We start from the raw sequence: 24,582 nt of genomic DNA, 5'->3' as shown, positions 1-24,582 counted from the left end.
TTCACAAGCCTAAGTTCAAGAAGCTAAAAGCAATCCCTTACTTTAGCGCTTATGCAGCAGATTTTAGACCTTACCATCAATTTTGTTAAAAACACCCTTGCCGATGCCGAAGCTGGCCACGATTGGTTCCACATTGAACGTGTCTATAAAACGGCGAAGCACATCAACAGTACTGAACAAGCTGATGAATTGATCGTAGCCTTAGCCGCGCTTTTACATGACATTGCGGATAGCAAATTTAATGGCGGTGATGAAGAAATTGGCCCCCAAAAAGCTGGCGATTTCTTAGCAAGCATTGGCCTTGATGCAAAAATCATTGAAGAGGTAAAACTAATCATCAAAAACCTTTCTTTTAAAGCAAGCTTTGAAGAAATATCCTATTTCTCTAAAGAATTGGATGTAGTGCAGGATGCAGACAGGCTGGATGCCATTGGCGCCATTGGCATAGCCAGGGCATTTACTTACGGAGGTTTTAAGAATAGAGTATTGTACAATCCTGAAATCAAACCAAATCTGCAGATGAATAAAGAACAATACAAAAACACCACCTCCCCTACCATTAACCACTTTTACGAAAAACTTCTGTTGCTAAAAGATCTGATGAGAACGGAAACAGGTAAAGCCATGGCCGAACAAAGGCACCAGTTTATGGTGACCTACCTAGAACAGTTCTATGCAGAATGGGACGGCAAGAAATAACTAAAAATATTAGCTATTTTACTATATTTGTTAGCAAAATAGCTAATCATGTCCGAAAGGTTAATTCAAAAACTCAATGTACTTGCCGATGCTGCAAAATATGATGTGTCTTGCTCATCAAGCGGTAGCGACAGAAAGAACACCAATAAAGGTCTCGGTAATGGACATCAATCCGGTATTTGTCACACATACACCGAGGATGGCCGTTGTGTATCCCTTTTAAAAATACTCCTTACCAACCACTGCATATTCGATTGCGCCTACTGTGTTTCAAGACGTAGCAATGATATTGAACGAGCTGCGTTTACGGTAGATGAAGTAGTGGAACTGACGATGAATTTTTATCGAAGAAATTACATCGAAGGGCTATTTCTAAGCTCCGGAATTTTCAAGAATGCAGATTTCACCATGGAACGACTGCTTCGGGTGGTTAAAAAATTAAGACTTGAGGAAAACTACAACGGCTATATCCACCTAAAAACCATTCCCGGAGCTAGTGATGAATTGATTACCGAAGCTGGATTGTATGCAGATCGCATGAGCATCAATTTAGAAATGCCCACAGAAGTAGGTTTAAAACTTTTGGCTCCTGAAAAAAGCCACCAAGACGTGATCAAGCCTTTGGGTTTTGTCAAAAACCAAATTGTACAATTTAAAGAAGAAAAGAAACTCATCAAGAGTGTGCCCAAGTTTGTACCTGCGGGGCAAAGCACCCAAATGGTGATAGGCGCAACGCCAGAAACCGACAAGGACATTATGTACACCGCGGCCAATTTTTACAGGAACTTTTCCCTAAAACGAGTTTATTATTCTGGCTATATCCCTATCAGCAATGATAGCAGAATGCCTATTTTGGGCACAAAACCACCCCTTTTGAGAGAAAACAGATTGTACCAAACGGATTGGCTCATGCGTTTTTATGGATTTGATGTAAAAGAGCTGTTAAATGACACCAATCCACATTTAGATACTGACATCGACCCCAAATTAAGTTGGGCCTTACGCAACATGCACTTATTTCCTATAGACATTAACACCGCCGACTATCAGATGATTTTACGCATTCCGGGTATTGGTGTTGGCTCTGCACAAAAAATCATACAGGCCCGCAAATTTGGAAAACTTTATATCCATCAGCTAAAGAAAATCGGCATTGCCTATAACAGAGCTAAACACTTTATTACTTGCGCCGATACCTCTTTTCAGTTGAAAGATTTTCAGTCGCACCAAATTAAGGGGTTTATTTTAGCGGAAAGCCAGAGCAAATATCTGAAGACACCAAACGAGCAGCTTTTACTTTTTTAATGATGTTTAACATTAAGTTTTTTTGCCTGCCCCGCTTCATTACCACCTTAGACATTTAAGAACATTTTAGTTCTCTGGACTGTACTTAGATGAACTTAGGTGTCTTTGATGGCCTATAATGTTGTTTACAATTATGATTTACATTTTCGATGGAACTTTAGAAGGCTTACTCACCGCAGTATTCGAATGGTTTGAAAGGAAGCCAGGGCCAACAACCCTGAGATCCAACAAAATCCATCAGCCAGATGTCTTCATCCCTAGCTTTGATGTATTAACCGATAGGGAAAAAGCAGACCGGGTATGGAAAGGCCTCGCAAAAAAACTGGACAGGACTTGGATGCGCAGGGTTTATTGCGCCTATCTTTCCGAACTCCCCGACATCCATCATGACCTTTTTCAATTTATCATCTATATATTTCAAAGCCCCAATGGCGCCGAGCAAAATTATGGGCATCCGCAAGTGCTGAGCATTACGCAAACTACCAGAAAGGTAGAACGGGAAAAGCACAGAATGGAAGCCTTTATCCGTTTTCAGAAGACAGCCGATGGAATGTTCTATTGTGGCATAGATCCTGACTTTAATGTAATTCCTTTATTGATTAATCATTTTAAAAACCGATACGCAGATCAGCAATGGATCATTTACGACCTTAAAAGACACTACGGTATTTTTTATGACCTCCAAACGGTAGAGGAAATTGAAATGGATATAGACATTAGCCTGCTGAAAAAAACGAACCAAAATTTATTAGATGAGAAGGAAAATCTATATGCAGATTTATGGAAAAACTATTTCAAGAGCACCAACATTGTAGCGAGAAAAAACACCAAACTGCACACCCAACATGTGCCCAAACGCTATTGGAAATATCTGACGGAAAAATTATAGCCAAGGTGTTAACATTATCTTAACTTATTAGCTGTAATTTAGCAATATGAAACCGAGGTACGGCATTCATTACCTAAAAATAATTACCGTTGTACCGAGCTCTCATCAACCATCGAAAACAAAAAACGAAATAGATGAAATTTAGTGTACTGGTTTTAATTACAGCACTTGCCGTGGGTCTATCCATAGGGCTAGTGAACTACCACTTTCAGGGAAGCTGGTACTATCTACTGATCTCTTTCGGGATTTCTTTTGGAACCAGTTTTTTGGTTTTCTACTATTTGCTCGAAAAATACATTTATAGTAAAATCAAACTTATTTATAAGTTAATCCACAATCTAAAGCTTGGCAAAGACCTCAAAGAAGCTCTTGGTGAGTATGTAAGCTCAGACCCCATTAACGACGTACAGCAGGAAGTAGAAGAATGGGCAGGCGCCAAGAAGAAAGAAATTGAACTGTTAAAAAAGCAGGAGCAATTTAGAAGAGAGTTCCTATCCAATGTATCCCATGAATTTAAAACACCTTTATTTGCCATACAAGGCTATATAGAAACGCTTCAAGATTGTATTTCTGATGACCCTGAGATGGCCGTAAAGTTCCTAAAGAAAGCAGAAAATAACATTGAACGCTTAAGCTATCTGATTAAGGATTTAGATTCCATCTCCAAATTAGAAACGGGAGAAATCCCCATTGACTACGTCCGATTTGACATTGTTCCTCTAATAAAGGAGGTCCTCGATATCTTGGAAGATAAAGCGACCAATAACAAAACCAAGTTCATCTTTAAGGACAAATACACCACGCCTACCATGGTTTATGCGGATAGAGAGAAAATTAGACAGGTATTGATCAACCTTATTCAGAACTCCATCAAATACGGTAAAGAAAATGGCTCTACTTCTGTAAAGATCTTTGAGTTACACGACCAATACCTTATAGAAGTCACCGATGACGGAATGGGCATTGAAGAAAAGCATCTACCGCGTTTATTTGAACGATTTTACAGAATAGACTCCCACCGCTCTAGAAAAGAAGGTGGCACTGGATTAGGTTTGGCCATCGTAAAACATATTCTAGAAGCACACCAGCAAACTATTTCGGTACGTAGTACACCAAGCATTGGGACCACTTTTGCTTTTACCCTTCAAAAAAATAACGAGCCTTTGTTGAACTACGGTAAAAAATAATCCAACGCATTTCCTTATTTAAGATTAATAGGAGCCATTTTATTCGGCTACAATCCGTTATCGCTTAACAATCAAGTAAAATTGTCGCCAAAGTTAACATTAACTTAACATTGCGGTTTTACTTTTGCATCATATTTAAAATAAGTATGAGCAATATATTTAGCTTCTTTACCCCTAAAGACAAAAAGTTCCAGCCATTATTTGAACAAGCAGGGAGCAACGTTAGGAAAATTGCAGAAGCACTTTTAGTAGTAGTAACTACCGACGACATCGAAAAAAGAAAAGAAGCCATTAAAGAGGTTGAGCGTTTGGAGCACGTAGGTGACGATATTACACACACCATCTTTATTGAGTTGAGCAAGAACTTTATCACTCCTTTTGATAGAGAAGACATCCACTCATTGGCCAGTGCTATTGACGATATTGCAGATTATATTCATGCATCAGCTGGAAATATTGAACTCTACAACGTAACCAACATTGGTGAGCCAATGGTAAAACTTGCTGAGTTATTGGTTGAAATGTGTACAGACCTTGAAAAAGCCATCAAGGAATTAAGAAGCTTTAAAAACATCAGAGTGATTGCGGATGCTTGCGTTAGAATTAACAGTGCAGAAAACCAAGCTGATTACACTTGTAACCTTGCCATTGCCCGTTTGTTCGAGTTTGAAACCAATGCTATAGAATTAATTAAGCAAAAAGAGGTATTACAAACCTTAGAAATTGCGACTGATAAATGTGAAGATGCGGCCAACGTGCTAGAATCTATCTTGGTTAAAAACGCATAAGATCATTATGACCATACTTCTCTTAATTATTGTTTTAGCCCTCATCTTTGATTACATCAATGGTTTTCATGATGCAGCTAATGCAATTGCAACCATCGTAGCTACAAAGGTGCTTACACCTTTTCAAGCTGTAGTATGGGCTGCATTTTTTAACTTTTTGGCCTATTGGGTGTTTGGTTTCGGCGTTGCCGATACTGTTGCAAAAACAGCCAACACCATGGAAATTAACCTCACTGTAATTCTAGCTGGGGTTATTGCGGCTATTATTTGGAACTTACTAACCTGGTGGTTCGGTATTCCTTCTAGTTCATCCCACACTTTAATTGGCGGTTTTGCAGGTGCTGCTGTGGCTCATGCGGGCTTAGATGTTGTAAACTGGTACAAAGAAGGCAAAGCTGGCGAAATGCCAACAGGCGTTTTGGTAATTGTAGGCTTTATTGTGTTAGCTCCATTAATTGGTGCTATTGTTTCCTACTGTATTTCAGTTTGGCTATTACACTCGGCAAAAAAGAGCATCGGCCCGAAGCTTTTTACGCTTGGACTGATGATTGCCACTGTTGTTTTTGTATACTACCAAATGATTCCTTATGATAAGATCCACAAACCCCGTTTCGAATCTCATTTTTGGAGCATAGTATTTGAATCGCATAACATCAAGTGGTTCTTAGTGGCATTCATTGTACTTACCATTAGCTCATTCTGTTTAATCTTCAGTTTCTTAAGCCACCATCAATCAACTAAATGGCTTAGAAAAATGCAATTATTATCATCTGCAGCCTTCAGTTTAGGCCATGGCGGTAACGATTCGCAAAAAGTAATGGGAATTATCGCAGCGGCAGTATTGGTTTATGTCCATCAAAGTGGTGTTTCTATGAGCAGCATGCCAGACTGGCTACATGTAGTATTACCTTCTAAAGATGCCAACGGCGAAGAGATTGCGGCACACATGCCAGCGTGGATTCCTTTAGCTTGTTATACCGCCATTTCAGTAGGAACTTTAAGTGGTGGATGGAAAATCGTAAAAACGATGGGTTCTAAAATCACTAAAGTAACACCATTTGAAGGGGTAACTGCAGAAACTGCAGGTGCATTGACACTTTACTTTACTGAGCATTTGAAAATCCCTGTAAGTACTACCCATACCATTACGGGTTCTATCATTGGTTCTGGTTTAACCAAAGGAACTTCTGCAGTTAAATGGGGGGTTACTGTTAAACTGGTTTGGGCCTGGGTATTAACCATTCCAGTATCAGCAGCTTTGGCGGCAATCTTATATTACATTTTAAGTCTGTTTATCTAATAGACACGACAACATAAAAAAGGGGGCTATTGCATATAGCCCCCTTTTTTTATACAAGTTTTTACCTCCTGAAAATGCCCCCTAAATAAATTCATTGCATAGCTTTCTGCTTCGCTACGGGCCAACATCAATTTTGACGCTCTAGATAGGCAATCTCAGACAGCGCTAAGTAAAAACTCATCAATCGCTTCAACAGCATTCTTGAAACGCTCTTCTCCTATACCCGATACTACAGCATATTTAGCACCTAACGCCTTAAGTTCCTTATGCCAAACTTCCATAAAATGTTCCCTTTGGTTGGGAAAGTCTCTCAAAGGATCATCTTGCCAAGGCAGGTCTATATCTAGCAGAATGTAGAAGTCGTAAGGACGGTTTTTAAGGGCGTCCAAAACAATCTCCGGCGTATGTCCAAAAAATGCATCACTCCAAATCTTTACTGTTAAAAAGGTAGTATCACATATCACAAAATCCTTTTCGGTCATTGCTAATACCGACTGTTCAAGAGCCAACTGGCCATGGAACATATTCACTTCATCTTGCAATGTACAGGGTTCCTTTAATGCTTCACAATAATAACGTGCGTATTCCGGCACCCAAGGCACTTCGTAATATTTAGCCAACTGCATAGAGATAGTAGATTTCCCAGTGCTTTCGGGGCCAACAATGGCCACTTTTTTAATTTGCTTGTTCACGATAAGTCTTTCTCCAATCTAGATACCCATTTAAAGCTATAATTACTAAAATAGCATATAGTACGGCATAAAGATTCAGTTCTTTGTAAATTAACAAGGGTACATAACAAATATCAACCACAATCCACAAAATCCAATTCTCTAGGATTTTTCTAGTGAGCATGATCTGCGCCACGAAACTCATCGCCGTGCAAAAACCATCTTCATAGGGGACGTTTGTAGGAGTGTAGTGATCTAAAAAATAACCCAGTACAGCGGTGAGAACTGCAATAGACAGGATGGCATAAATCCAATGTCTCCAACCAATACTAACTACAGGCTTCGTGTCTTCTTTTTTCTTCTTCAGCCAAAACCACCAACCATAAAAAGCGGTGAAAAGAAAATAAAATTGTAACGCAAAATCGCCAAACAGATGGCTCTCGAAAAAAAGGATGGCACTGATTACAATACTCAAGATAGAAACCGGCCAATTCCATATATTTTCTCTAGCCGCTAGATAAATACAGGCTATTGTACTTACAAAGCCTAGCCACTCCAACCATGGGGTGTGCTGAAACTGCTGAAGCAATTGTTGCCAAAAATTGGCTTCGAGGATTAACATTAATCAAATATAGACTGTATTTTTCTTTTAGCCACAGATGCGCAGATTTTTTCTCAAAACATCTATCTCTCATTAGCATATCGTAAGGTATTGGGCAATAGTCGGCCAACTTTATTAAAAATCTGTGAATCCGTAGACAACCAAAAAGGTCTATAAAAAAGAATTCCGGTAGGGAACAACCCCTACCGGAAAATAAACCAAACAAACTATTTATGAAGAATACCCTCTTGCGAGGATGCTTTAGATCAAATTTTCAATTTTAATTGCTGTCTTAATCATCAATCTGTTTCAACAACAACTATAAAACTCCATTTGTTTCCTTTTATTACAACATTTTTGCCAATCTTTAAAAATCGTCTATTTCATGACGCTAACATGACCTTTTAGAGTACCACACTGTGTTTAAAGTACACTATAGCATTTTTTGTTTCTTTAAAACTTTTAAGATTAATCATTTTATAAAGCTGACGTTTTTACACTAATAGTCAAATGTGACATGACACATAGCCCTATAAAACAGACAGTGTAGTATAAAACAGACAAATTATACTATTTTATCTCGCAGTAACTCGCCAAATAATACCACTTACATCATCTGCCACCAGAAGCGCCCCATCAGGAGCAACTGCAACCCCTACAGGTCTACCATAAACCTCGCTCCTATCTGCGTTAGCAATAAACCCTGTTAAAAAATCTTGCAGTGGCCCGGTTAGTCTTCCATTTTTAAATGGCACGAAGGCTACTTTATAGCCACTAAATTTTGAACGGTTCCAAGAACCATGCTGTCCAATAAAAGCCCCTCCTTGATATTTTGCAGGAAATTTATTATTAGTGTAAAACGCCAAACCCAATGAGGCAGTATGCGAACCCACCGCAACGTCGGGCGCTATGCTTTTCTTCACCAATTCTGGGTTGGCACCTTTTAATCGAGGGTCTTCGTGTTGTCCAAAGTATGCGTAGGGCCAGCCATAAAATGCACCTTCTTTAACGCTAGTGATATAATCGGGCACCAAATCGTCGCCTAAACCATCGCGTTCATTTACCGCAGTCCACAACATGTTGGTGGTAGGTGCCCAATCCATTCCTACAGGATTACGTAAGCCACTGGCAAAAATACGTTCACCTGTACCATCTGGGCTTACTTCTAAAATAGCAGCTCTTCTTGCTTCATGCTCCATTCCATTTTCACCCACATTACTACCAGACCCAACGGAAATATAAATCTTATCCTTGTTCTTGCCCACCAAAAGATTTCTTGTCCAATGGTTATTATAGCCGCCAGCGGGCAAGTCCACTATCTTTTTACCCACTCCTGTAATTTTAGTATCGCCAGCTTTATAAGGGAAAACCCACAGTCCATCGGTATTTGCTACATAAAAGGAATTTCCAATGAAAGCCATTCCGTACGGCTGGTTCAATCCAGATAAAAACGTAGTTCTAACTTCAGGAACACCATCTTGGTTACTATCTCTAAATAATAAGATGGTATTTACACTTTTGCCTGAAACTTCAGATTTTGCCTTTCCCGAAATTTTATTGACTACTTGCTCAGCTACACTACGTTCTGAATTAGACAAAGCCACCAAAATATCTCCATTTGGAGCAATCACAATATTTCGAGGACTTTTCATCTGATCAGCAAATTTGCTTACTACAAAGCCAACTGGTGCCTGTGGTGTTTTATTGGCTGGCCATTCGATTACTTTGCTAAAATTATTTTTTGAAGCCGTAGTATCTGGCTCCGGCAGGTTCAAGGTATCTACATCCGTAGCGGCATGCAATGTGTCGGCAGTCTCGGCTTTTTGATTAGAACTGTTGCAAGCAGCAAGCAATGAGGCAGAAAGAATTAGAAAGGGCAGGGATTTTGTTCTCATATCTTTAGTTTTTTAAGCACTGCTTATTTAAACAGCCAAGTGATGAAGTTGTTTTCAAGCCAGCTAGTTACACAAATAAAGCAGGCAAGGTCCTTCCCACAAAAACCTCTCTTGGGAAAAGCAGAACAACCCTCGTTAAATGACTTATTCTTCATCATTTTAGCATCTCAATATATTTTAAAATAATCGCCAAAAAATTGATCCGCAAATTGTATCTTTGCATCCCGACAGAGATGTTGGGATTTTCGTTTCATAGCAGAGGAATTCTCCCAGCTATCGGTCATTTAGACTATCACTTTAGACTTTTTAAAAATCCCACATGCCTAAAGACACTTCCATCAATTCAGTATTGATTATCGGATCTGGACCTATTATTATTGGACAAGCCTGCGAATTTGATTACTCTGGTTCACAAGCTGCACTTTCTTTGAAAGAAGAAGGAGTTAAAGTTTCGATCATTAACTCTAATCCGGCTACCATTATGACCGACAAGGTAATTGGTGACCATGTTTATTTAAAACCTCTAACACTCGAATCGATTGACGAGATTTTAACTGAACACAAAAACAATCCTAATTTACCTACTATTGATGCGGTTTTGCCTACTATGGGCGGACAAACTGCACTGAACCTTTGCGTAGATGCTGAGGAAAGAGGTTTATGGAAAAAACACAACGTTAGGATCATTGGCGTTGATGTTGCTGCGATTGACAAAACTGAAAACAGAGAGTCTTTCCGCCAATTAATGGTTGATATAGGCGTTGGTGTTGCTACTTCAAAAATTGCCAATTCATTTTTAGAGGGTAAAGAAGCAGCACAAGAAATTGGCTTTCCATTGGTAATTCGCCCTTCTTATACCTTGGGTGGCTACGGTGGTGGTTTTGTTCACAAAAAGGAAGAATTTGACGCAGCTCTTAAACGCGGTTTAGAAGCTTCTCCAACACACGAAGTTTTGGTAGAGCAAGCGGTTTTAGGCTGGAAAGAATATGAGCTGGAGCTATTGAGAGATAGCAACGATAACGTAATCATCATTTGTTCTATCGAGAACTTTGACCCAATGGGCATCCACACGGGAGACTCGATTACAGTTGCTCCTGCAATGACCTTATCAGACCGTTGTTACCAAGAAATGCGTAACCAAGCCATTAAAATGATGCGTGCTATTGGTAATTTTGCAGGTGGTTGTAACGTACAGTTCTCTGTAAACCCAGATAATGATGAAATTATCGCTATCGAGATCAACCCACGCGTATCTCGCTCATCAGCATTGGCAAGTAAAGCTACAGGTTATCCAATTGCAAAGATTGCTGCTAAATTGGCTATCGGCTACAACTTGGATGAAATAGAAAACCAAATTACAAAAACGACTTCAGCTTATTTTGAACCGACTTTAGATTACGTAATTGTAAAAATACCTCGCTTCAACTTCGATAAATTTAAAGGTGCCAACATGGAACTTGGCTTGCAGATGAAGGCTGTAGGTGAGGTAATGGGTATTGGCCGCAGTTTTAACGAGGCTTTACAAAAAGCTTGTCAAAGTTTAGAGATTGGCCGTGCTGGTATTGGTTCAGATGGTCGTCAAAAGCGCGATATCGAAGAAATCATGCATGGCTTACAACATCCAAGCTGGAACCGTGTGTTCTTAATTAAGGATGCGATGAGCATGGGTGTGCCATTGGAGTCTATTCGCAAAGCGACCAAGATTGATAAATGGTTCTTAAACCAAATACAAGAGTTGGTAACGTTAGAAACTGAGTTGAAACGCTACTCGTTAAATAATATCCCTAGAGATTTTTTCTTCAACCTTAAACAAAAAGGCTTCTCTGATGTTCAAATTGCCTTTATTTTAGGTAATGTAACGGAGGACGATGTTTACAACCGTCGTAAGGAACTGAACATTAGAAGAGCTTATAAAATGGTAGATACTTGTGCTGCCGAATTTGCTGCTCAAACGCCATATTTCTACTCTACTTTTGAAGAGGCTCCACAGCAAATCTCTCTAGTAACTGGAGAGGTTTTATCGGATGGAGATGAACTTGGCACCAACGAATCTATTGTATCTGACAAAAAGAAAGTAATTGTATTAGGTTCAGGCCCTAATCGTATTGGTCAAGGTATTGAGTTCGATTACTCTTGCGTTCACGGTTTATTAGCGGCAAAAGAAAACAACTTCGAGGCCATCATGATCAACTGTAATCCTGAAACGGTAAGTACAGATTTTAACATGGCCAACAAGCTTTACTTCGAGCCTGTTTTCTGGGAGCATGTACGTGAAATCATCGATTTAGAGAACCCAATTGGTGTAATTGTTCAGCTAGGTGGTCAAACTGCCCTTAAAATGGCGGAAAAACTGCATGAAAATAACATCCGCATTATCGGTACTTCTTATGAAGACATGGATATTGCCGAAGATCGTGGTAGTTTCTCTGATTTATTGAAAGAATTAGATATTCCTTATCCAAAATACGGCGTTGCTGAAAATGCTGAGGAAGCGATTAAAGTAGCTAACGAAGTAGGTTATCCTGTGCTGGTTCGCCCTAGTTATGTATTAGGTGGGCAAGGCATGAGCATTGTAATCAATGACGAAGACTTAGAAAAAGCCGTAGTTAAATTACTAGGTGATTTACCAGGCAATCGTGTGTTGATTGACCATTTCTTGGACAGGGCTGAAGAAACTGAATCAGACTCGATTTGCGACGGACAAGATGTGCATATTGTTGGCTTAATGGAGCACATTGAGCCTGCAGGTATCCATTCAGGCGACTCAAGTGCGGTATTGCCCCCATTCAGCTTGTCTGACAAGGTAATTGCCGACATGGAAAATTACTCGAAGAAAATTGCCAAAGCCCTAAATGTAATTGGTCTATTGAACATCCAGTTTGCAGTGAAAGATGAGAAAGTATATGTGATTGAGGCCAACCCTCGTGCATCACGTACGGTACCTTTCATTGCTAAAGCCTACGATGTACCTTACATCAACATTGCAGCGAGAATTATGTTAGGAGTAAACAAGTTGAAAGACTTTAACATTGAGCGTAAACTAAAAGGATTTGCCATTAAAGAGCCTGTATTCTCTTACAATAAATTCCCTGAAGTAGCGAAAGAATTAGGCCCGGAAATGAAATCTACTGGTGAGGCGATCCGTTTTATCAAAGATTTAGAAGACCCTTACTTCTTACAGCTAGTGAAAGATAAATCAATGTATTTGTCTAAATAGAACAAGGATTAAAGAGCAAAGAATAAAGACCAAGTCCCTTAGCGTGAGTTAAGGGACTTTTTTGTTATCAAACCAAGGAAGTTGTCACATTGAGCTCGTCGAAATGTAATTCGAAGCGTAAATACAGCGGAAAGCAGGGCTATTTAACTTTAATAACTTACGAAGTTTTAAAAACTTCGTAAGTTTAAATTGGGCTAGGCAGCAAGCAAACTATTGTTTAGTCCAAATGCGGGTATTTAAATCCAACTCTTCCACTATACCATACATGAGTTTTAAAATCTCTATGTCTTTTTTTAACAAATCTTCACTTAGCAGCGATTTAAAAACTGGCGGTTCAAAATAATCATGGTTTAAGGGAAACGCGATATATATGTTTGACCAAACAAAAGACACGAAAATAGTTGAATCTGCATATTGATTAAGAACCAAAAGTTTCTCCATCATGGCAGGAGTTAACAGGTAACGAGCTTCTATTTGATTACTTGTTTGAGTGAAAAAGGTATTGTTAAAGTCGGTATTCTCCAAATTTACAACTCTAGCATCTCCCGAAACCTGCCTGCTTACCCAATTAACGGCACTTCCGGTATAACTTTGGGGTCTAATCAATGTTAAGCCATCAAAATGCTTGTTAAAACTTGCACAAAAAAATATGCCCTTAAAAATATCTTCATACCCTCGGCCTCTATGAACCTGCGCTCCTACTTCTGCAAAATGGATGGTAGTTTTACCTATTTCGCCATACACCAAGTCTTCGGTTTTATAAGCGTCGGGCTTCTCTCCAAACAAAAAGCTATCTACAAAATCAGTAGGACTTATGCCAGAATTTGGATTGACTTGCAAATTACCATCAATACCTTCAAGCATATTTACAATAACCCCTTGTTTATAGATCGACCTATATTGCTTTCTATCCTTATTTCCTAAACTGAACATTATACTTCCTATTACGATAAGTATCAGTATCTCAATAAAGGCCACAAGAACCGCCCCCAAACAGAAACAAATCACAAACGTGATTATCCCTAAACCTATACACCAATATGCAGCGTAGTATTTTCTAGCAATTTTCAGTCGAACAGTTTCCAGCTCTTCCAATAAAACCTGAATTTGAGAGGGTTGATACGTTGACATTTGAGATTGAATTTATTACCGTTTAGTCCAAATACGGGTGTTTAAATCTAACTCTTCTACCACGTGCAGCATTAACCTTAGCATATTCAAATCCTTTTTCAGCACTTCGGCGTTTAATAATGATTTAAAGATGGGTGCTTCGAAGTAATTATGATTTAAAGGGAATGCGATATAAACACTAGACCAAATAAAGGATACGGAGATGGTAGAATTGGCATATTGGTTTAGCTCCAACAGCTTCTCCATCAAGGAAGGTGTTAAAATATAACGAGCTTCTACCTGGTCGCCGCTTTCGGTAATAAACATCTTGTCGAAGTTTACATTCTCCAACTCAACAATACGCTTATTGCCCATTACATTTTGAGAAAACCATTTTCCAAAAGCACCTCCAAAGCCTTTAGGCCTTACTACCGTTAGTCCGTTAAAATTTTTATTGAAGTCTGCACAAAAGATAATCCCTTTAAAAATGTCGTGCCATTGGGTTTGCTTCCCATTTTTAGTTTGGGTCTCGGTTTTATACTCTGCATGGACTTCGGCAAAATGGATTTGTGTTTTATCTATTTGACCATACACCAAATCTTCTGTTTTATATCGGTCTGGAGTTTGCGAAAACAAATAGCTATTGATGAAATCGCCCTCACTTATGCCTGATAGGGGGTTGATTTGCAAGCTTTCGTTCAAATGTTTTAAAGCAGCGCCAATAATCTTGTACTTAAATTCTAGCTTATACTCCTTCGTTTTTCTATTAACCAAGGCCAGCATCACAAAGCCGACTATTAATCCAACAATAAGCAAAAGTATTCCAACTTCTACCACACCAAATAGAGAAACGACAAGCAGACAAGAGGCGCCAATGCCCATACTCCAATAAGCCCTGGCATGCCGCTTTGCAATGTACAGTCGGGATGCTTCCAGTTCATTAAAAACTGAAACCATTTCTGGACGGCTATGAAGTTGCATTAGTTATTGAATAGTTCTTTTGCGCTAATGTTCTTGCGTTCTTCGGCTGGGATTTCTAATACAGGCATAGTTTGGTAGCCCATCATTCCTGCAAAAATACTGCTCGGGAACATCATCACTGCATTGTTATAACTGGTCACCGCAGCATTATAAGTTCTTCGGGCAGCAGCAATTTGCTCTTCGCTTTCTGTCCACGTACTTTGTAAATTAATGAAGTTGGTATTCGCCTTTAAGTCGGGATAGTTTTCTACGTTCACCATTACTCCTCTTACGGCCGTACCAAGTTGTTGGTCTAATTGGACTTTTTCGGCATCAGATAGGTTTGCATTTGTACCCTGCGTACGCATTTGCGTGATTTTGGTCAACGTTTCGCTTTCGTACTGCATGTACTGCTTAATGGTTTCCACTAAATTTGGAATCAGGTCGTAACGTTTTTTCAGCATAACATCAATGGCAGAGAACGCATTGGTTACTTGGTTCTTTTTCCCAATCAAAGAGTTGTAAACGCCTATACCGATAAGCAATACAATGATGGCAATAATTCCTAAAATAATCATAGTAAGTTGGTTTAAATGCTAATATACAAGATTGAGGCGTAAAAATTAAGGATTTGTTGATTGCTTTTATACTTTAGGAAACCTACGAAGATTTATGCACCAAAACTTTTTGGCAAACCTCGCTAGTGTAAGTTCCCTCCTATTGTCGAGATGATGTTGATCCGAGCATGTCCTTTTGGAGAGTTTATTTCGAATGTTCGGAAGGGAAGGGGGAGGTTTATATTTTATGCACAGAAGTTTGTAAACTAAACCCGATTGAAGTAAAATCCTTTTTGTTCTTGGAAAAACCTCATAGGCTTCCTTTTCATCATGCCGATAAACCTATGAGGTTTGGGAAGATGGCAAAAAAAGATTGAACGGAAAGCGGGACTTTCGGAGCAGAAGAACCATAGCCTTTGCTTTTCTAAAACAAAGGCTTACACTCGTTTTCTACCCTCATGCTTTTTACTTACCTTTGCGCCAATGAAACATTACACGGCTATATTATTTAAGCTAAACGCTCTCAGGTTTTTATAACCATTGCCGTATTATTCTAAGTTTCAAAAATCCAATTTGTATGCTTCACCCAGAGATAGAGAAAAGAAAAACATTTGCTATTATTAGTCACCCCGATGCTGGTAAAACTACCCTTACAGAAAAGTTCCTGCTTTTTGGGGGTGCCATTAACACCGCTGGAGCCGTAAAAAGAAATAAGGCCAACCAAAGCAACACCTCCGATTTTATGGAAATTGAGCGCCAACGTGGTATTTCCGTGGCTACTTCGGTAATGGGGTTTGAATACAGTGGCAAACGCATCAACATTTTAGATACCCCGGGCCACAAGGACTTTGCGGAAGACACTTACCGTACACTTTCGGCGGTTGACAGTGTAGTTTTGGTAGTTGACTGCGTAAAAGGTGTGGAGGAACAGACTGAAAAACTGATGTCGGTTTGTAGAATGCGTAACACGCCAGTAATCATCTTCATCAACAAAATGGACCGTGAGGGTAAGGAAGCATTTGATTTGTTGGATGAAATTGAGGAAAAACTAAACATCAGTTTGTGTCCGCAATCATGGCCAATTGGACAAGGACACACTTTTAAAGGTGTTTATAGCATTTACCATAACCAATTGAACCTTTTCCATTCCGATAAAACCAAAGTAACGGATTCGGTAGTAAAGGTGAACGATTTGAATGACGCTGCGTTGCTAGATTATCTACAAGAAAAAGAAGTAAGCACCTTAAAAGACGAGACAGAGTTGGTGAACGGTGTTTATGGAGATTTGGATATCTCCCTATATAAAGAAGGTTTGTTAGCACCAGTATTCTTCGGGTCTGCCATTAACAACTTTGGTATTAAAGAGCTTTTAGATACGTTTATTGAAATTGCACCTAGCCCAAAACATCGCGAAGCCGAGGAGCGTGACGTGTTGGTGGAAGAGAAAAATTTTAGCGGTTTCGTATTTAAAATCCATGCTAACTTAGATCCTAAACACCGCGACAGAATTGCCTTTTTACGTATTTGTTCGGGCAAATTTGAACGCAACAAGTTCTATTACCACACCCGTCAGGATAAGAAAATGAAATTTGCCAACCCTATGGACTTTATGGCCAACGAGAAAAGCTTGGTAGAAGAGGCTTGGCCAGGAGACGTGGTAGGTTTATATGACAGTGGTAACTTTAAAATTGGCGATACCTTAACTGAAGGAGAAAAATTGCAGTTTAAAGGTATTCCTAGCTTCTCTCCTGCCATATTTAAAGAGGTAGAGAATATGGACCCAATGCGTACCAAACAGTTGGAAAAAGGTATTGAGCAATTAACAGATGAAGGGGTTGCCCAACTTTTTGTGATGCAACCAGGTAACCGTAAAGTAATTGGTGCAGTGGGCGAATTACAGTTTGAGGTAATTAATTTCCGTTTGGAACATGAGTACGGTGCAAAATGTCGTTTCCGTACCTTAACTTATAGCCGTTCACGTTGGGTAACTTCTGATGACAGGAAGAAATTAGACGAGTTTGTGAAACGTAAGCAACAACATATTGGAACAGACAAGGAAGGAAATCCAGTTTATTTATCAGATAATGATTTTATGATTGAGATGACCAAACGTGATTATCCCGATATTGATTTCCACACTACAAGTGAACACAAATAAAAAGACTGGCCTTTCGAAATTTCGAAAGGCTTTTTAGTTTTTCAAGATGGTCACACTATCTGGATACCTCAATAAGATACTGCTTTCATCTATCAGTTTTTTCAAGGTCTCATCTTTGATGGTATCTAGCAGTTCATTTCTAAGGTAAAAGGTCCTATCGCCCTTGCCGTTTTTCCATTGTACAATTTTGCAATTGCAAGCATGGTTATCCATCGTGTTAATCACCTCTTTAATTTCACCACCACGCCCCTGTTTAATATAAACCTCACGTATACCAATGATATCGTTGTTTTCACCTGCATCAAAATTCCAAGAGGCAGAAACCACCATGATTTTATCTTTATTTTTAGCTAGCCGCATTAATGAAAGTCGCGGTGCCTCTATTTTATTTTCACTGCCTTTCACATACGAACGGATAGAAACTACTTGCGGACTTTCATATTGCATGTATCCGTAGTGATCAAATCCAGCACCATATCTGGTGAACACAAAATAGCCATCTTTATATTTTACGTTCATGATGTTCCTTACAAATTTATGGTAACGGTTTTTATCAGACTTACGAGCTTGCGGAGAACCGATATATACCATCCAAATCCCTTCCAAGCTATCTATTTCCGCTTGGCTGGGCTGATAGGGCGTAATCACCAAATCTTCCTTTAAAGCTGACATTTTATGACTGGTATCTATCCATTTGAAAATCGCTATGCCAAGCAAAACCAATAAAATAAGAATAAGAGATAAACTAATTTTTCTTTGGCGACCGGGGCTTGTTTTATGGTTGGATTGATCCTCCAACTCGTTAGCAATTAAATTCGGATCCAATATATTTTCCTCAAATTTATTGCGGGCAACGCCATACAAATAAATATAACAGGCATCTACCAAAAACGGACGGGGCTTTGCCACCAATCCATTAAAAGCATCTTTAATTTGACCGCCGGTGATGTCGTATTTTAAATAAGGGTATTCGGTTGCTTTTGAATTACGGTCTTCTGGATATGGACTATGCCCAAATTCATCAGAAGTATAAGGTAGTTGATTACTAATACCACTCAGCATCTTGGCGATGTCTTCATAGTTCCTACGATTGGTATTTAAGTTCAGCTTATTCCCTGTCTCTAATTCATATTTCTTAAAAACTTGTCGCAGTAAATACTCGATCTCATCCTTCCCAGATTTTAATGCCATACGTGATATTCTTCTATTCAAACATTAAACACGTTAGCAAATTGGTACGTGTTTCTATTTTCAGCTTGGTTATTGAACCTTAAAGATATTAATAAAAAGCACAAATCAACAATAGCTCAACAGCAATAAAAACAAAACAAACGCCTATATATCAAAAAGATATGAATTTTTCCGAAAAACATGAGTGATTTTCAGAAATCAAAAATAAATTTTCTAAAACCATTTTGATGGCTAAACGGGCTACTACTTCTCTAACTTTAGTTTAAAACCAACTGGCCTAAACGGCATCCAAAAGCCTACAGCTTGTTGAACAAACCAAATATTAACCTAATAAAAAGAACTCCATTGAAGTATCTTAAAATCTTGTATGTACAGGTCTTAATAGCCATTGTATTAGGCGTAATTGTAGGACATTTTTTCCCCGGCTTTTCCGTAACTGCCAAACTACTGGCCGATATGTTCATTAATATGATCAAGATGATTATCGCACCTGTGATTTTCATTAGTATTGTATTGGGCATTGCCGGCGCTGGCGATTTAAAAAAGGTAGGTAGAGTAGGTGTAAAAGGCCTCATCTATTTCGAGATAGTAACTACTGCCGCTATTGTAATTGGTTTAATTGTAGGTAATGTGATTAAACCTGGTAGCGGTGTTCAAAGCAATGCTGTACATGCAGAGCCCGCAACAAAGGCCGCATCTTCGGTGGGTATTGACTGGACAGAATTCATCAAACATATTGTGCCAGATAATGCTATCGCCGCTTTTGCCAAAGGCGATATTATCCAAGTGCTGTTTTTCGGGATTTTATTTGCCGTAGCACTTGCAAAAATGGGCGAAAAAGGCAAATCGGTGATTGCAGGTTTTGAGAAGATTAACAAAATCCTGTTCAACATCTTGCACATGGTGATTAAAGTTTCACCCATTGGTGCCTTTGGCGGAATGGCCTACACCATCGGAAAATTCGGTTTCTCTACCCTGTTTGTACTGGGCAAATTACTCATCACTTTCTACATCACAGGCTTCCTGTTTATTTTCGTTATCCTTTACCTCATTTTAAAGTTCAATGGTTTTAGTTTATGGAAGTTGTTAGGCTATATCAAAGCAGAATTGTTGATTGTACTAGGCTCGAGCAGTAGCGAAGCGGTATTGCCAAACATTATGGAAAAACTGGAAAAAGCAGGTTGTAGTCGTAATGTAGTTGGTTTAATCATCCCTTCTGGATATAGCTTCAATTTAGATGGAACCAGTATCTATTTAAGTTTGGCCATCATCTTTTTAGCGCAGGTATTTGGCGTTAACTTAACCCTAGGGCAAGAACTTACCGTGATAGGTATTTTACTTTTAACGAGCAAAGGCGCTGCTGGCGTTACGGGAAGCGGTTTCTTGGTGTTAACCTCTACCCTAACCATCCTTAATATTATTCCATTGGAAGGTATGGCCTTGCTGGTGGGCGTAGATAGGTTTATGAGCGAAGGCAGGGCCATTATCAACGTGATTGGTAACACCGTAGCCACCGTAATCATTTCTAAAAGCGAAAAAGAAATTGATATGCAACAATATCGCCGAATTGTGGAGAAAGTGGAACAAGCATAAAACCATTGGTTATTTTTATCACTTTAAAAATAAAAGTTATGAAATATTTCTTGTGTTTAACATTCATCGTCCTATCTAGTATTGCCACTTCTTTTGCTCAAATCAACAGCAATACAGTTGGTAAACAAATGTTTTATTTTGACAATAAAGGCAAGCTTAAAAGCCCCATTAAGGTGTTTTATTTTAGCCCAAAAAACAGCAACCCCGATATGCCTATTGTGGTGATGCTTCATGGAGCAAATCGAGATGCATCGGCTTACATGGATGATTTGGTAAATGCCGCAACGGTTTTTGGTTGTAGGATTATTGCACCAGAATTTGATCAAGAAGATTATCGTGGCGCTGAAAAATATAACCTCGGCAATGTGTACGAAAAGAATAAAAAAACTTTTTTAAGCCCCGAAAAATGGAGCTTTTCTTTAATTGAACCTTTGTTTGACCACGTGGTGGGACAAATTAAAAGCAACAACAAAGGATATTATCTATACGGCCACTCTGGAGGTGCACAGTTTGTACATCGCTTTTTAATGTTTGTAAACCAAACCCGTGTCATTAAAGCCGCCTTTGCTAATGCAGGTTGGTACACTCTTCCTGACATGAATACTGAATTCCCTTTTGGCATCAAAAATTCTCCCGTAGACCAAGCGCAGCTTGCTCGCTTTTTTGCTACCAAAGTGTATGTGTTACTAGGCATGAACGACACCTTAACCGACGAGAAATCATACAATACTACAGATGAAGCCGAAGCGCAGGGAAAAACCCGTTTTGAGCGTGGCCAGTACTACTACAAAGCGGTAAAGGCCAAAGCCGAAGAAATGAAACTTCCTTTAAACTGGACGGAGATATTTGTTCCTAATGTGGGCCACGATAATGGCAACATGGGAAAGTTCGCCTTTGCTAATTTCTTTATGAACATCCAACAATAACCAAATATGACCAAACAAACAAAACTCATCACACTGATAGGGATATGTCTTTGTTTTTGCATGGCACAATTTGCTTTTGCGCAGAGCGATGAACTCTACACCAGAGATTCGACCTATACATTCAGTGAAACCTCAGGGAACGTAAGTCTGTTGAGGTTAAAAAAAGGCTATCTCCTAGGCGATGGGATTACCTTTATTTCGGGAAAGGGAAATTTTAACCTTAGCCCTTCCCTGCAAACCCTTTACGCGGTGAACACCACCAATAAAAACTTATCATCGCCAAGCTCCACCTTTGCCATTAATAGAGCGAGGTTAAATGTGTTTTCAAACCTATTCGACAACAAGGTAAGTTTATCTGCAAGATTAAATTTTGCCGCAAACTATGCCAGTGTCACCACAGGCAACAGGTCTTTTAACACCGTGCTTCAAGAAGCAAATATCGAGTATCGTCCCAATCGGACACACGTGTTTAATTTTGGCTTAAGAGCCGATTATATTGATGGCAGGGAAACAAGGATAGAAGGAGAAAGCATTGGCTTTATTGACCGAAGCTTAGTATCTGATGCCTTTGATGCGATATTCGACTTCGGGATTCGCTATAAAGGAAATTATAGGTTAGGCGGAAAGCATTTACTAAAACCTTACCTCTCATTTACTACTGGCGATGGCAGAAGTGCCTTACAAAAAAACTACGGCGGCTTTAAATACGGCGTCCGATTAGATTATCTACCATTCGACAAGTTTTCTCGTGGTGGCGAATTTTATATGGATGATTTGTACCGAGAAGAAAAACCAAAGCTGGTGGTTGGCGTAGTTTACAGTTATAATGACGGAGCAACCTCTGCTAAAGGAACCAATGGTGGTCGCTGGCTATACGGCGATGCCAATCAGAATATATTACTGCCAAGTTATAGCAAATTTGGTGCAGATTACCTTTTTAAATACAATGGATGGTATTCGATGGGGGGTTTTGTACTCACCCAAGCCAAAGTTCCATCGAACATTGCAGGTGAATTCAGGTTAGATGGTTCTTTTAATGCCTATGCCACCTCGCAAACGGCACAACAAATTAAAGACAGGGTATTATCGCGATTGAACTTGGGTAAGGGCTTTAATGTGCAAGCTGGTTATCTATTCCCTATTGATTGGGCGGTTGGCGCAAGGTACTCTACCTTAAACGAAAATAATGTTAGTGCTTCTTTTTCTGATTACGACAGGAGCTACACTTTCGTGACCACCAAATATTTATCGGGCCATGCGTTAAAAATACAGTTTGAGCTGGGATATAGCCAACTGAAAGAAGCCTTAAAAACAAGTACGCAAAACGGCAATTACTACAGCCAACTACAATTTACCATTCAACTATAACTCTAAAATATTCTGAGATATGAAAAAAATATTATTTTTCTTTTGCCTTGCATTCACATTCACCAATAGCGATGTAATGGGGCAACTTGTGCAGCCTGATTCCACGTTTACCTACATCAATGGGGAGGGCACTTTTATCAAATTGGGCAAAGGCGAAGGCACAGTGATTAATTTATTAAGTGCACTTCAATCGGGTGTACAATACAGCCGTCTTGATTCCCTATCTAAAAAAACCAACAATAGCAAAATGAGCCTAAACTTGGCCAGAATATACTTAACCGCTACCAATGCGAGATATGGTGTATCGGCAGGTATGGTAACCGATTTTACGGGAACGTCGCCCATTTTGGAAGGTTGGATTGCCTACGATTTTAACAAAAGGGTTAAATTGGTTTTAGGACAGAAACAAACCCACACCAATAACCGTTTGGCCATGGGTGATGAACGTTATGCGCAAACGATGGGACAAACCATTGCAGGAAAATCCAATGATGGCATTGCCTATGGTGGTTTGATGCAAAACTTTGTGGGTGCTACCCGTGAAGGAGGTTTGTTTGTAGAAACGAATTTCAGCATTAACGAGATGAGAATTTACCCTTCTTTTTCCATCACCACTGGCGAAGGACAAAACTTTTTTACCTCACAAGGCAACATGGGTTTTAAATATGGCGGTAGGTTAGACATCATGCCTTTGGGAGATTTCACTAAAAACAATGCCTATATCGCTCATGATATTTATCGCGAAGCAAAACCCAAATTAGCCATTGGTATAGCCGCAAGTTACAACCAAAAAGCGAGTAACCCAATAGGTAGTGAAACAGGATTAATTACGGGAATTTACGACAAGGCTGGAGTGGCTAAATTTGCAGACTACCGAAAATTGGTGGCAGATTTTGCCTTTAAAACTTCAGGTTTTGCATTAATTGGCGAGTATGTAGTGAGCACGGTAACAGGTAAGGATTTATTTACCAATGTAGCAGCCACCAACCAATTAACCGCCGAAGTAGCCAGTTCTTATTATAACATTGGTCAAGCATTCAACATCCAATCATCTTATGTATTTAAATCTGGGTGGGCCGTTGATGGTAGATATGCGATAGTGAAACCTGAGTTTAACATTGCTGGCTCAAAAATTACCGACCAAAAATGGGCCAGCTTTGGCATCAATAAATTCATTAAAAACAATGCTTTAAGAATTGGGATCAATACCAACTACATTGAGAACAGCTCGCCTACTTTTAGCTCCAAAAAATGGATTAATAATTTAGCGGTTCAAATTGTTTTATAAGCGATTCATTGTCCTTTTTATCATTATTAAAGAAACAAAACATGAAAACATATTTTCCAATTATACTTTTCATCATCACGGTTTTTTGTGGTTGCTCTTCTGAAATTGAGTTTACGCCAATTACCCCTCCCGTGGCAAATGACAATTCCGATTTATTGATTTCGGAAATCTCCACGGCAATCAACACCGATGCAAATGCGGCAGGTACACGACCGCATTACGTAGAAATTTACAACGGCACCACCGCCAGTGTAGACTTAACCAGCTATGCCATTGGCTATATGGCCAGTACCGATGCCAACACCCTAGTGAACTGGACCTTCCCTACTGGAAATTTCTTCCTGCTATCTACCTCTTTAGCAAAAGGCAAATGTTATGTGATTGCTTCGCCTCAAGCAGACCCTACAGCAATCAAAAGTGACATTACTTGGGGCACTACCAGTACTACAAATGCCAATGCCAGCGTACCCTTACAATTAAGTGGAAATAGCGCCATTGCCTTGCTGAAAAAAGATGCTGCAGGCACCATTACGCTTAGTGGAAATACCTACAAAATTATTGATGTATTTGGTAGTCCGCAGGTAGCTAGGGTAACCAGCACAGGTTCAAGCAGTGCCCGCAATAATTTTATGTGGACCGTAGCAGGCGAGGTTGCGGATACACGCAACAGAACATTTTTCAGAAAAGCGACTGTTCATAATCCTACTACAGATTGGGCAAAAGCTAAAGGAACAACGGTTACAGACAGTGAGTGGCAAATTTCAGGCGATAGGGCTTGGGATTATACCAATATTGGCTTGCCGACTAAATAAGTTGATTCTCTTGGGTTAAATGATGATAACTTTGGTTTATTAATTGTTTAAACATATAGCTGGCCCT

At 39.4% G+C, this 24,582-nt stretch carries 20 protein-coding genes; 13 read left to right on the top strand and 7 right to left on the bottom strand.

Features of this window, described 5'->3' with window-relative positions:
• Positions 1–51: 51 nt before the first annotated feature.
• The 6 genes from ABDV71_RS04205 to ABDV71_RS04180 all read left to right on the top strand — a co-directional run bounded on the left by ABDV71_RS04205 (position 52) and on the right by ABDV71_RS04180 (position 6,168).
• The gene (locus ABDV71_RS04205; RefSeq protein ID WP_343531171.1) at positions 52–699 is read left to right on the top strand and encodes an HD domain-containing protein; all 648 of its coding nucleotides are present in this window, start codon (positions 52–54) and stop codon (positions 697–699) included.
• A gap of 48 nt (positions 700–747) precedes the next feature.
• On the top strand, positions 748–2,004 hold the full coding sequence (locus ABDV71_RS04200) for a putative DNA modification/repair radical SAM protein (RefSeq protein WP_343531170.1): 1,257 nt from the start codon (positions 748–750) through the stop codon (positions 2,002–2,004).
• A gap of 133 nt (positions 2,005–2,137) precedes the next feature.
• On the top strand, positions 2,138–2,893 hold the full coding sequence (locus ABDV71_RS04195) for a TIGR03915 family putative DNA repair protein (RefSeq protein ID WP_343531169.1): 756 nt from the start codon (positions 2,138–2,140) through the stop codon (positions 2,891–2,893).
• Positions 2,894–3,027: 134 nt separating this feature from the next.
• On the top strand, positions 3,028–4,080 hold the full coding sequence (locus ABDV71_RS04190; RefSeq protein ID WP_343531168.1) for an ATP-binding protein: 1,053 nt from the start codon (positions 3,028–3,030) through the stop codon (positions 4,078–4,080).
• Positions 4,081–4,226: 146 nt separating this feature from the next.
• On the top strand, positions 4,227–4,868 hold the full coding sequence (locus ABDV71_RS04185; RefSeq protein WP_343531167.1) for a DUF47 family protein: 642 nt from the start codon (positions 4,227–4,229) through the stop codon (positions 4,866–4,868).
• Between the two features lie 7 nt (positions 4,869–4,875).
• The gene (locus tag ABDV71_RS04180) at positions 4,876–6,168 is read left to right on the top strand and encodes an inorganic phosphate transporter (RefSeq protein ID WP_343531166.1); all 1,293 of its coding nucleotides are present in this window, start codon (positions 4,876–4,878) and stop codon (positions 6,166–6,168) included.
• 155 nt (positions 6,169–6,323) lie between these two features.
• On the opposite strand, the gene ABDV71_RS04175 is transcribed toward ABDV71_RS04180, so the two are convergent.
• The 3 genes from ABDV71_RS04175 to ABDV71_RS04165 form a co-directional block, all read right to left on the bottom strand.
• Positions 6,324–6,860, bottom strand: coding sequence for an ATP-binding protein (locus tag ABDV71_RS04175; RefSeq protein ID WP_343531165.1), 537 nt, complete (start codon positions 6,858–6,860; stop codon positions 6,324–6,326).
• On the bottom strand, positions 6,844–7,461 hold the full coding sequence (pnuC, locus tag ABDV71_RS04170; RefSeq protein WP_343531164.1) for a nicotinamide riboside transporter PnuC: 618 nt from the start codon (positions 7,459–7,461) through the stop codon (positions 6,844–6,846). Before pnuC ends, ABDV71_RS04175 begins: the two co-directional genes overlap by 17 nt.
• A gap of 554 nt (positions 7,462–8,015) precedes the next feature.
• On the bottom strand, positions 8,016–9,335 hold the full coding sequence (locus ABDV71_RS04165; protein ID WP_343531163.1) for a sorbosone dehydrogenase family protein: 1,320 nt from the start codon (positions 9,333–9,335) through the stop codon (positions 8,016–8,018).
• A gap of 319 nt (positions 9,336–9,654) precedes the next feature.
• Between ABDV71_RS04165 and carB the strand changes: the two genes are divergently transcribed.
• On the top strand, positions 9,655–12,552 hold the full coding sequence (carB, locus tag ABDV71_RS04160) for a carbamoyl-phosphate synthase large subunit (RefSeq protein WP_343531162.1): 2,898 nt from the start codon (positions 9,655–9,657) through the stop codon (positions 12,550–12,552).
• A 210-nt stretch (positions 12,553–12,762) separates the two neighbouring features.
• Here the strand turns inward: carB and ABDV71_RS04155 are convergent, their stop codons facing one another.
• Genes ABDV71_RS04155 through ABDV71_RS04145 form a run of 3 tightly spaced genes read right to left on the bottom strand, consistent with a single transcriptional unit; the run spans position 12,763 to position 15,200 of the window.
• Positions 12,763–13,683, bottom strand: coding sequence for a DUF3137 domain-containing protein (locus ABDV71_RS04155; RefSeq protein ID WP_343531161.1), 921 nt, complete (start codon positions 13,681–13,683; stop codon positions 12,763–12,765).
• Between the two features lie 15 nt (positions 13,684–13,698).
• On the bottom strand, positions 13,699–14,643 hold the full coding sequence (locus ABDV71_RS04150) for a DUF3137 domain-containing protein (protein WP_343531160.1): 945 nt from the start codon (positions 14,641–14,643) through the stop codon (positions 13,699–13,701).
• Positions 14,643–15,200: a LemA family protein gene (locus ABDV71_RS04145; protein ID WP_343531159.1), complete on the bottom strand. Its 558-nt coding sequence runs from the start codon at positions 15,198–15,200 to the stop codon at positions 14,643–14,645. Before ABDV71_RS04145 ends, ABDV71_RS04150 begins: the two co-directional genes overlap by 1 nt.
• A 556-nt stretch (positions 15,201–15,756) precedes the next feature.
• Between ABDV71_RS04145 and ABDV71_RS04140 the strand changes: the two genes are divergently transcribed.
• Positions 15,757–17,337 (top strand): peptide chain release factor 3, encoded by a 1,581-nt coding sequence (locus ABDV71_RS04140; RefSeq protein WP_343531158.1) that lies wholly within the window; start codon positions 15,757–15,759, stop codon positions 17,335–17,337.
• Between the two features lie 33 nt (positions 17,338–17,370).
• Here the strand turns inward: ABDV71_RS04140 and ABDV71_RS04135 are convergent, their stop codons facing one another.
• Positions 17,371–18,528: a hypothetical protein gene (locus tag ABDV71_RS04135; RefSeq protein ID WP_343531157.1), complete on the bottom strand. Its 1,158-nt coding sequence runs from the start codon at positions 18,526–18,528 to the stop codon at positions 17,371–17,373.
• A gap of 345 nt (positions 18,529–18,873) precedes the next feature.
• Between ABDV71_RS04135 and dctA the strand changes: the two genes are divergently transcribed.
• Genes dctA through ABDV71_RS04110 form a run of 5 tightly spaced genes read left to right on the top strand, consistent with a single transcriptional unit; the run spans position 18,874 to position 24,515 of the window.
• Positions 18,874–20,121 carry a C4-dicarboxylate transporter DctA gene (gene dctA, locus ABDV71_RS04130; RefSeq protein WP_343531156.1) on the top strand — a complete coding sequence of 416 codons (1,248 nt, stop codon included), beginning with the start codon at positions 18,874–18,876 and terminating at the stop codon, positions 20,119–20,121.
• A 38-nt stretch (positions 20,122–20,159) separates the two neighbouring features.
• Positions 20,160–21,047 (top strand): hypothetical protein, encoded by an 888-nt coding sequence (locus tag ABDV71_RS04125; RefSeq protein ID WP_343531155.1) that lies wholly within the window; start codon positions 20,160–20,162, stop codon positions 21,045–21,047.
• Positions 21,048–21,053: 6 nt separating this feature from the next.
• The gene (locus tag ABDV71_RS04120) at positions 21,054–22,415 is read left to right on the top strand and encodes a hypothetical protein (protein ID WP_343531154.1); all 1,362 of its coding nucleotides are present in this window, start codon (positions 21,054–21,056) and stop codon (positions 22,413–22,415) included.
• A gap of 19 nt (positions 22,416–22,434) precedes the next feature.
• Positions 22,435–23,703 carry a hypothetical protein gene (locus ABDV71_RS04115; RefSeq protein ID WP_343531153.1) on the top strand — a complete coding sequence of 423 codons (1,269 nt, stop codon included), beginning with the start codon at positions 22,435–22,437 and terminating at the stop codon, positions 23,701–23,703.
• 41 nt (positions 23,704–23,744) lie between these two features.
• Entirely contained in the window at positions 23,745–24,515 is a 771-nt protein-coding gene (locus tag ABDV71_RS04110) for a lamin tail domain-containing protein (RefSeq protein ID WP_343531152.1), read from the top strand.
• The last annotated feature ends 67 nt before the right edge of the window (positions 24,516–24,582 follow it).

Origin of the sequence: Pedobacter sp., assembly GCF_039594775.1 — a bacterium.
In the GTDB taxonomy this organism is placed as follows: Bacteria; Bacteroidota; Bacteroidia; order Sphingobacteriales; family Sphingobacteriaceae; genus Pedobacter.
This window is presented reverse-complemented; position numbering and strand designations above follow the sequence as displayed.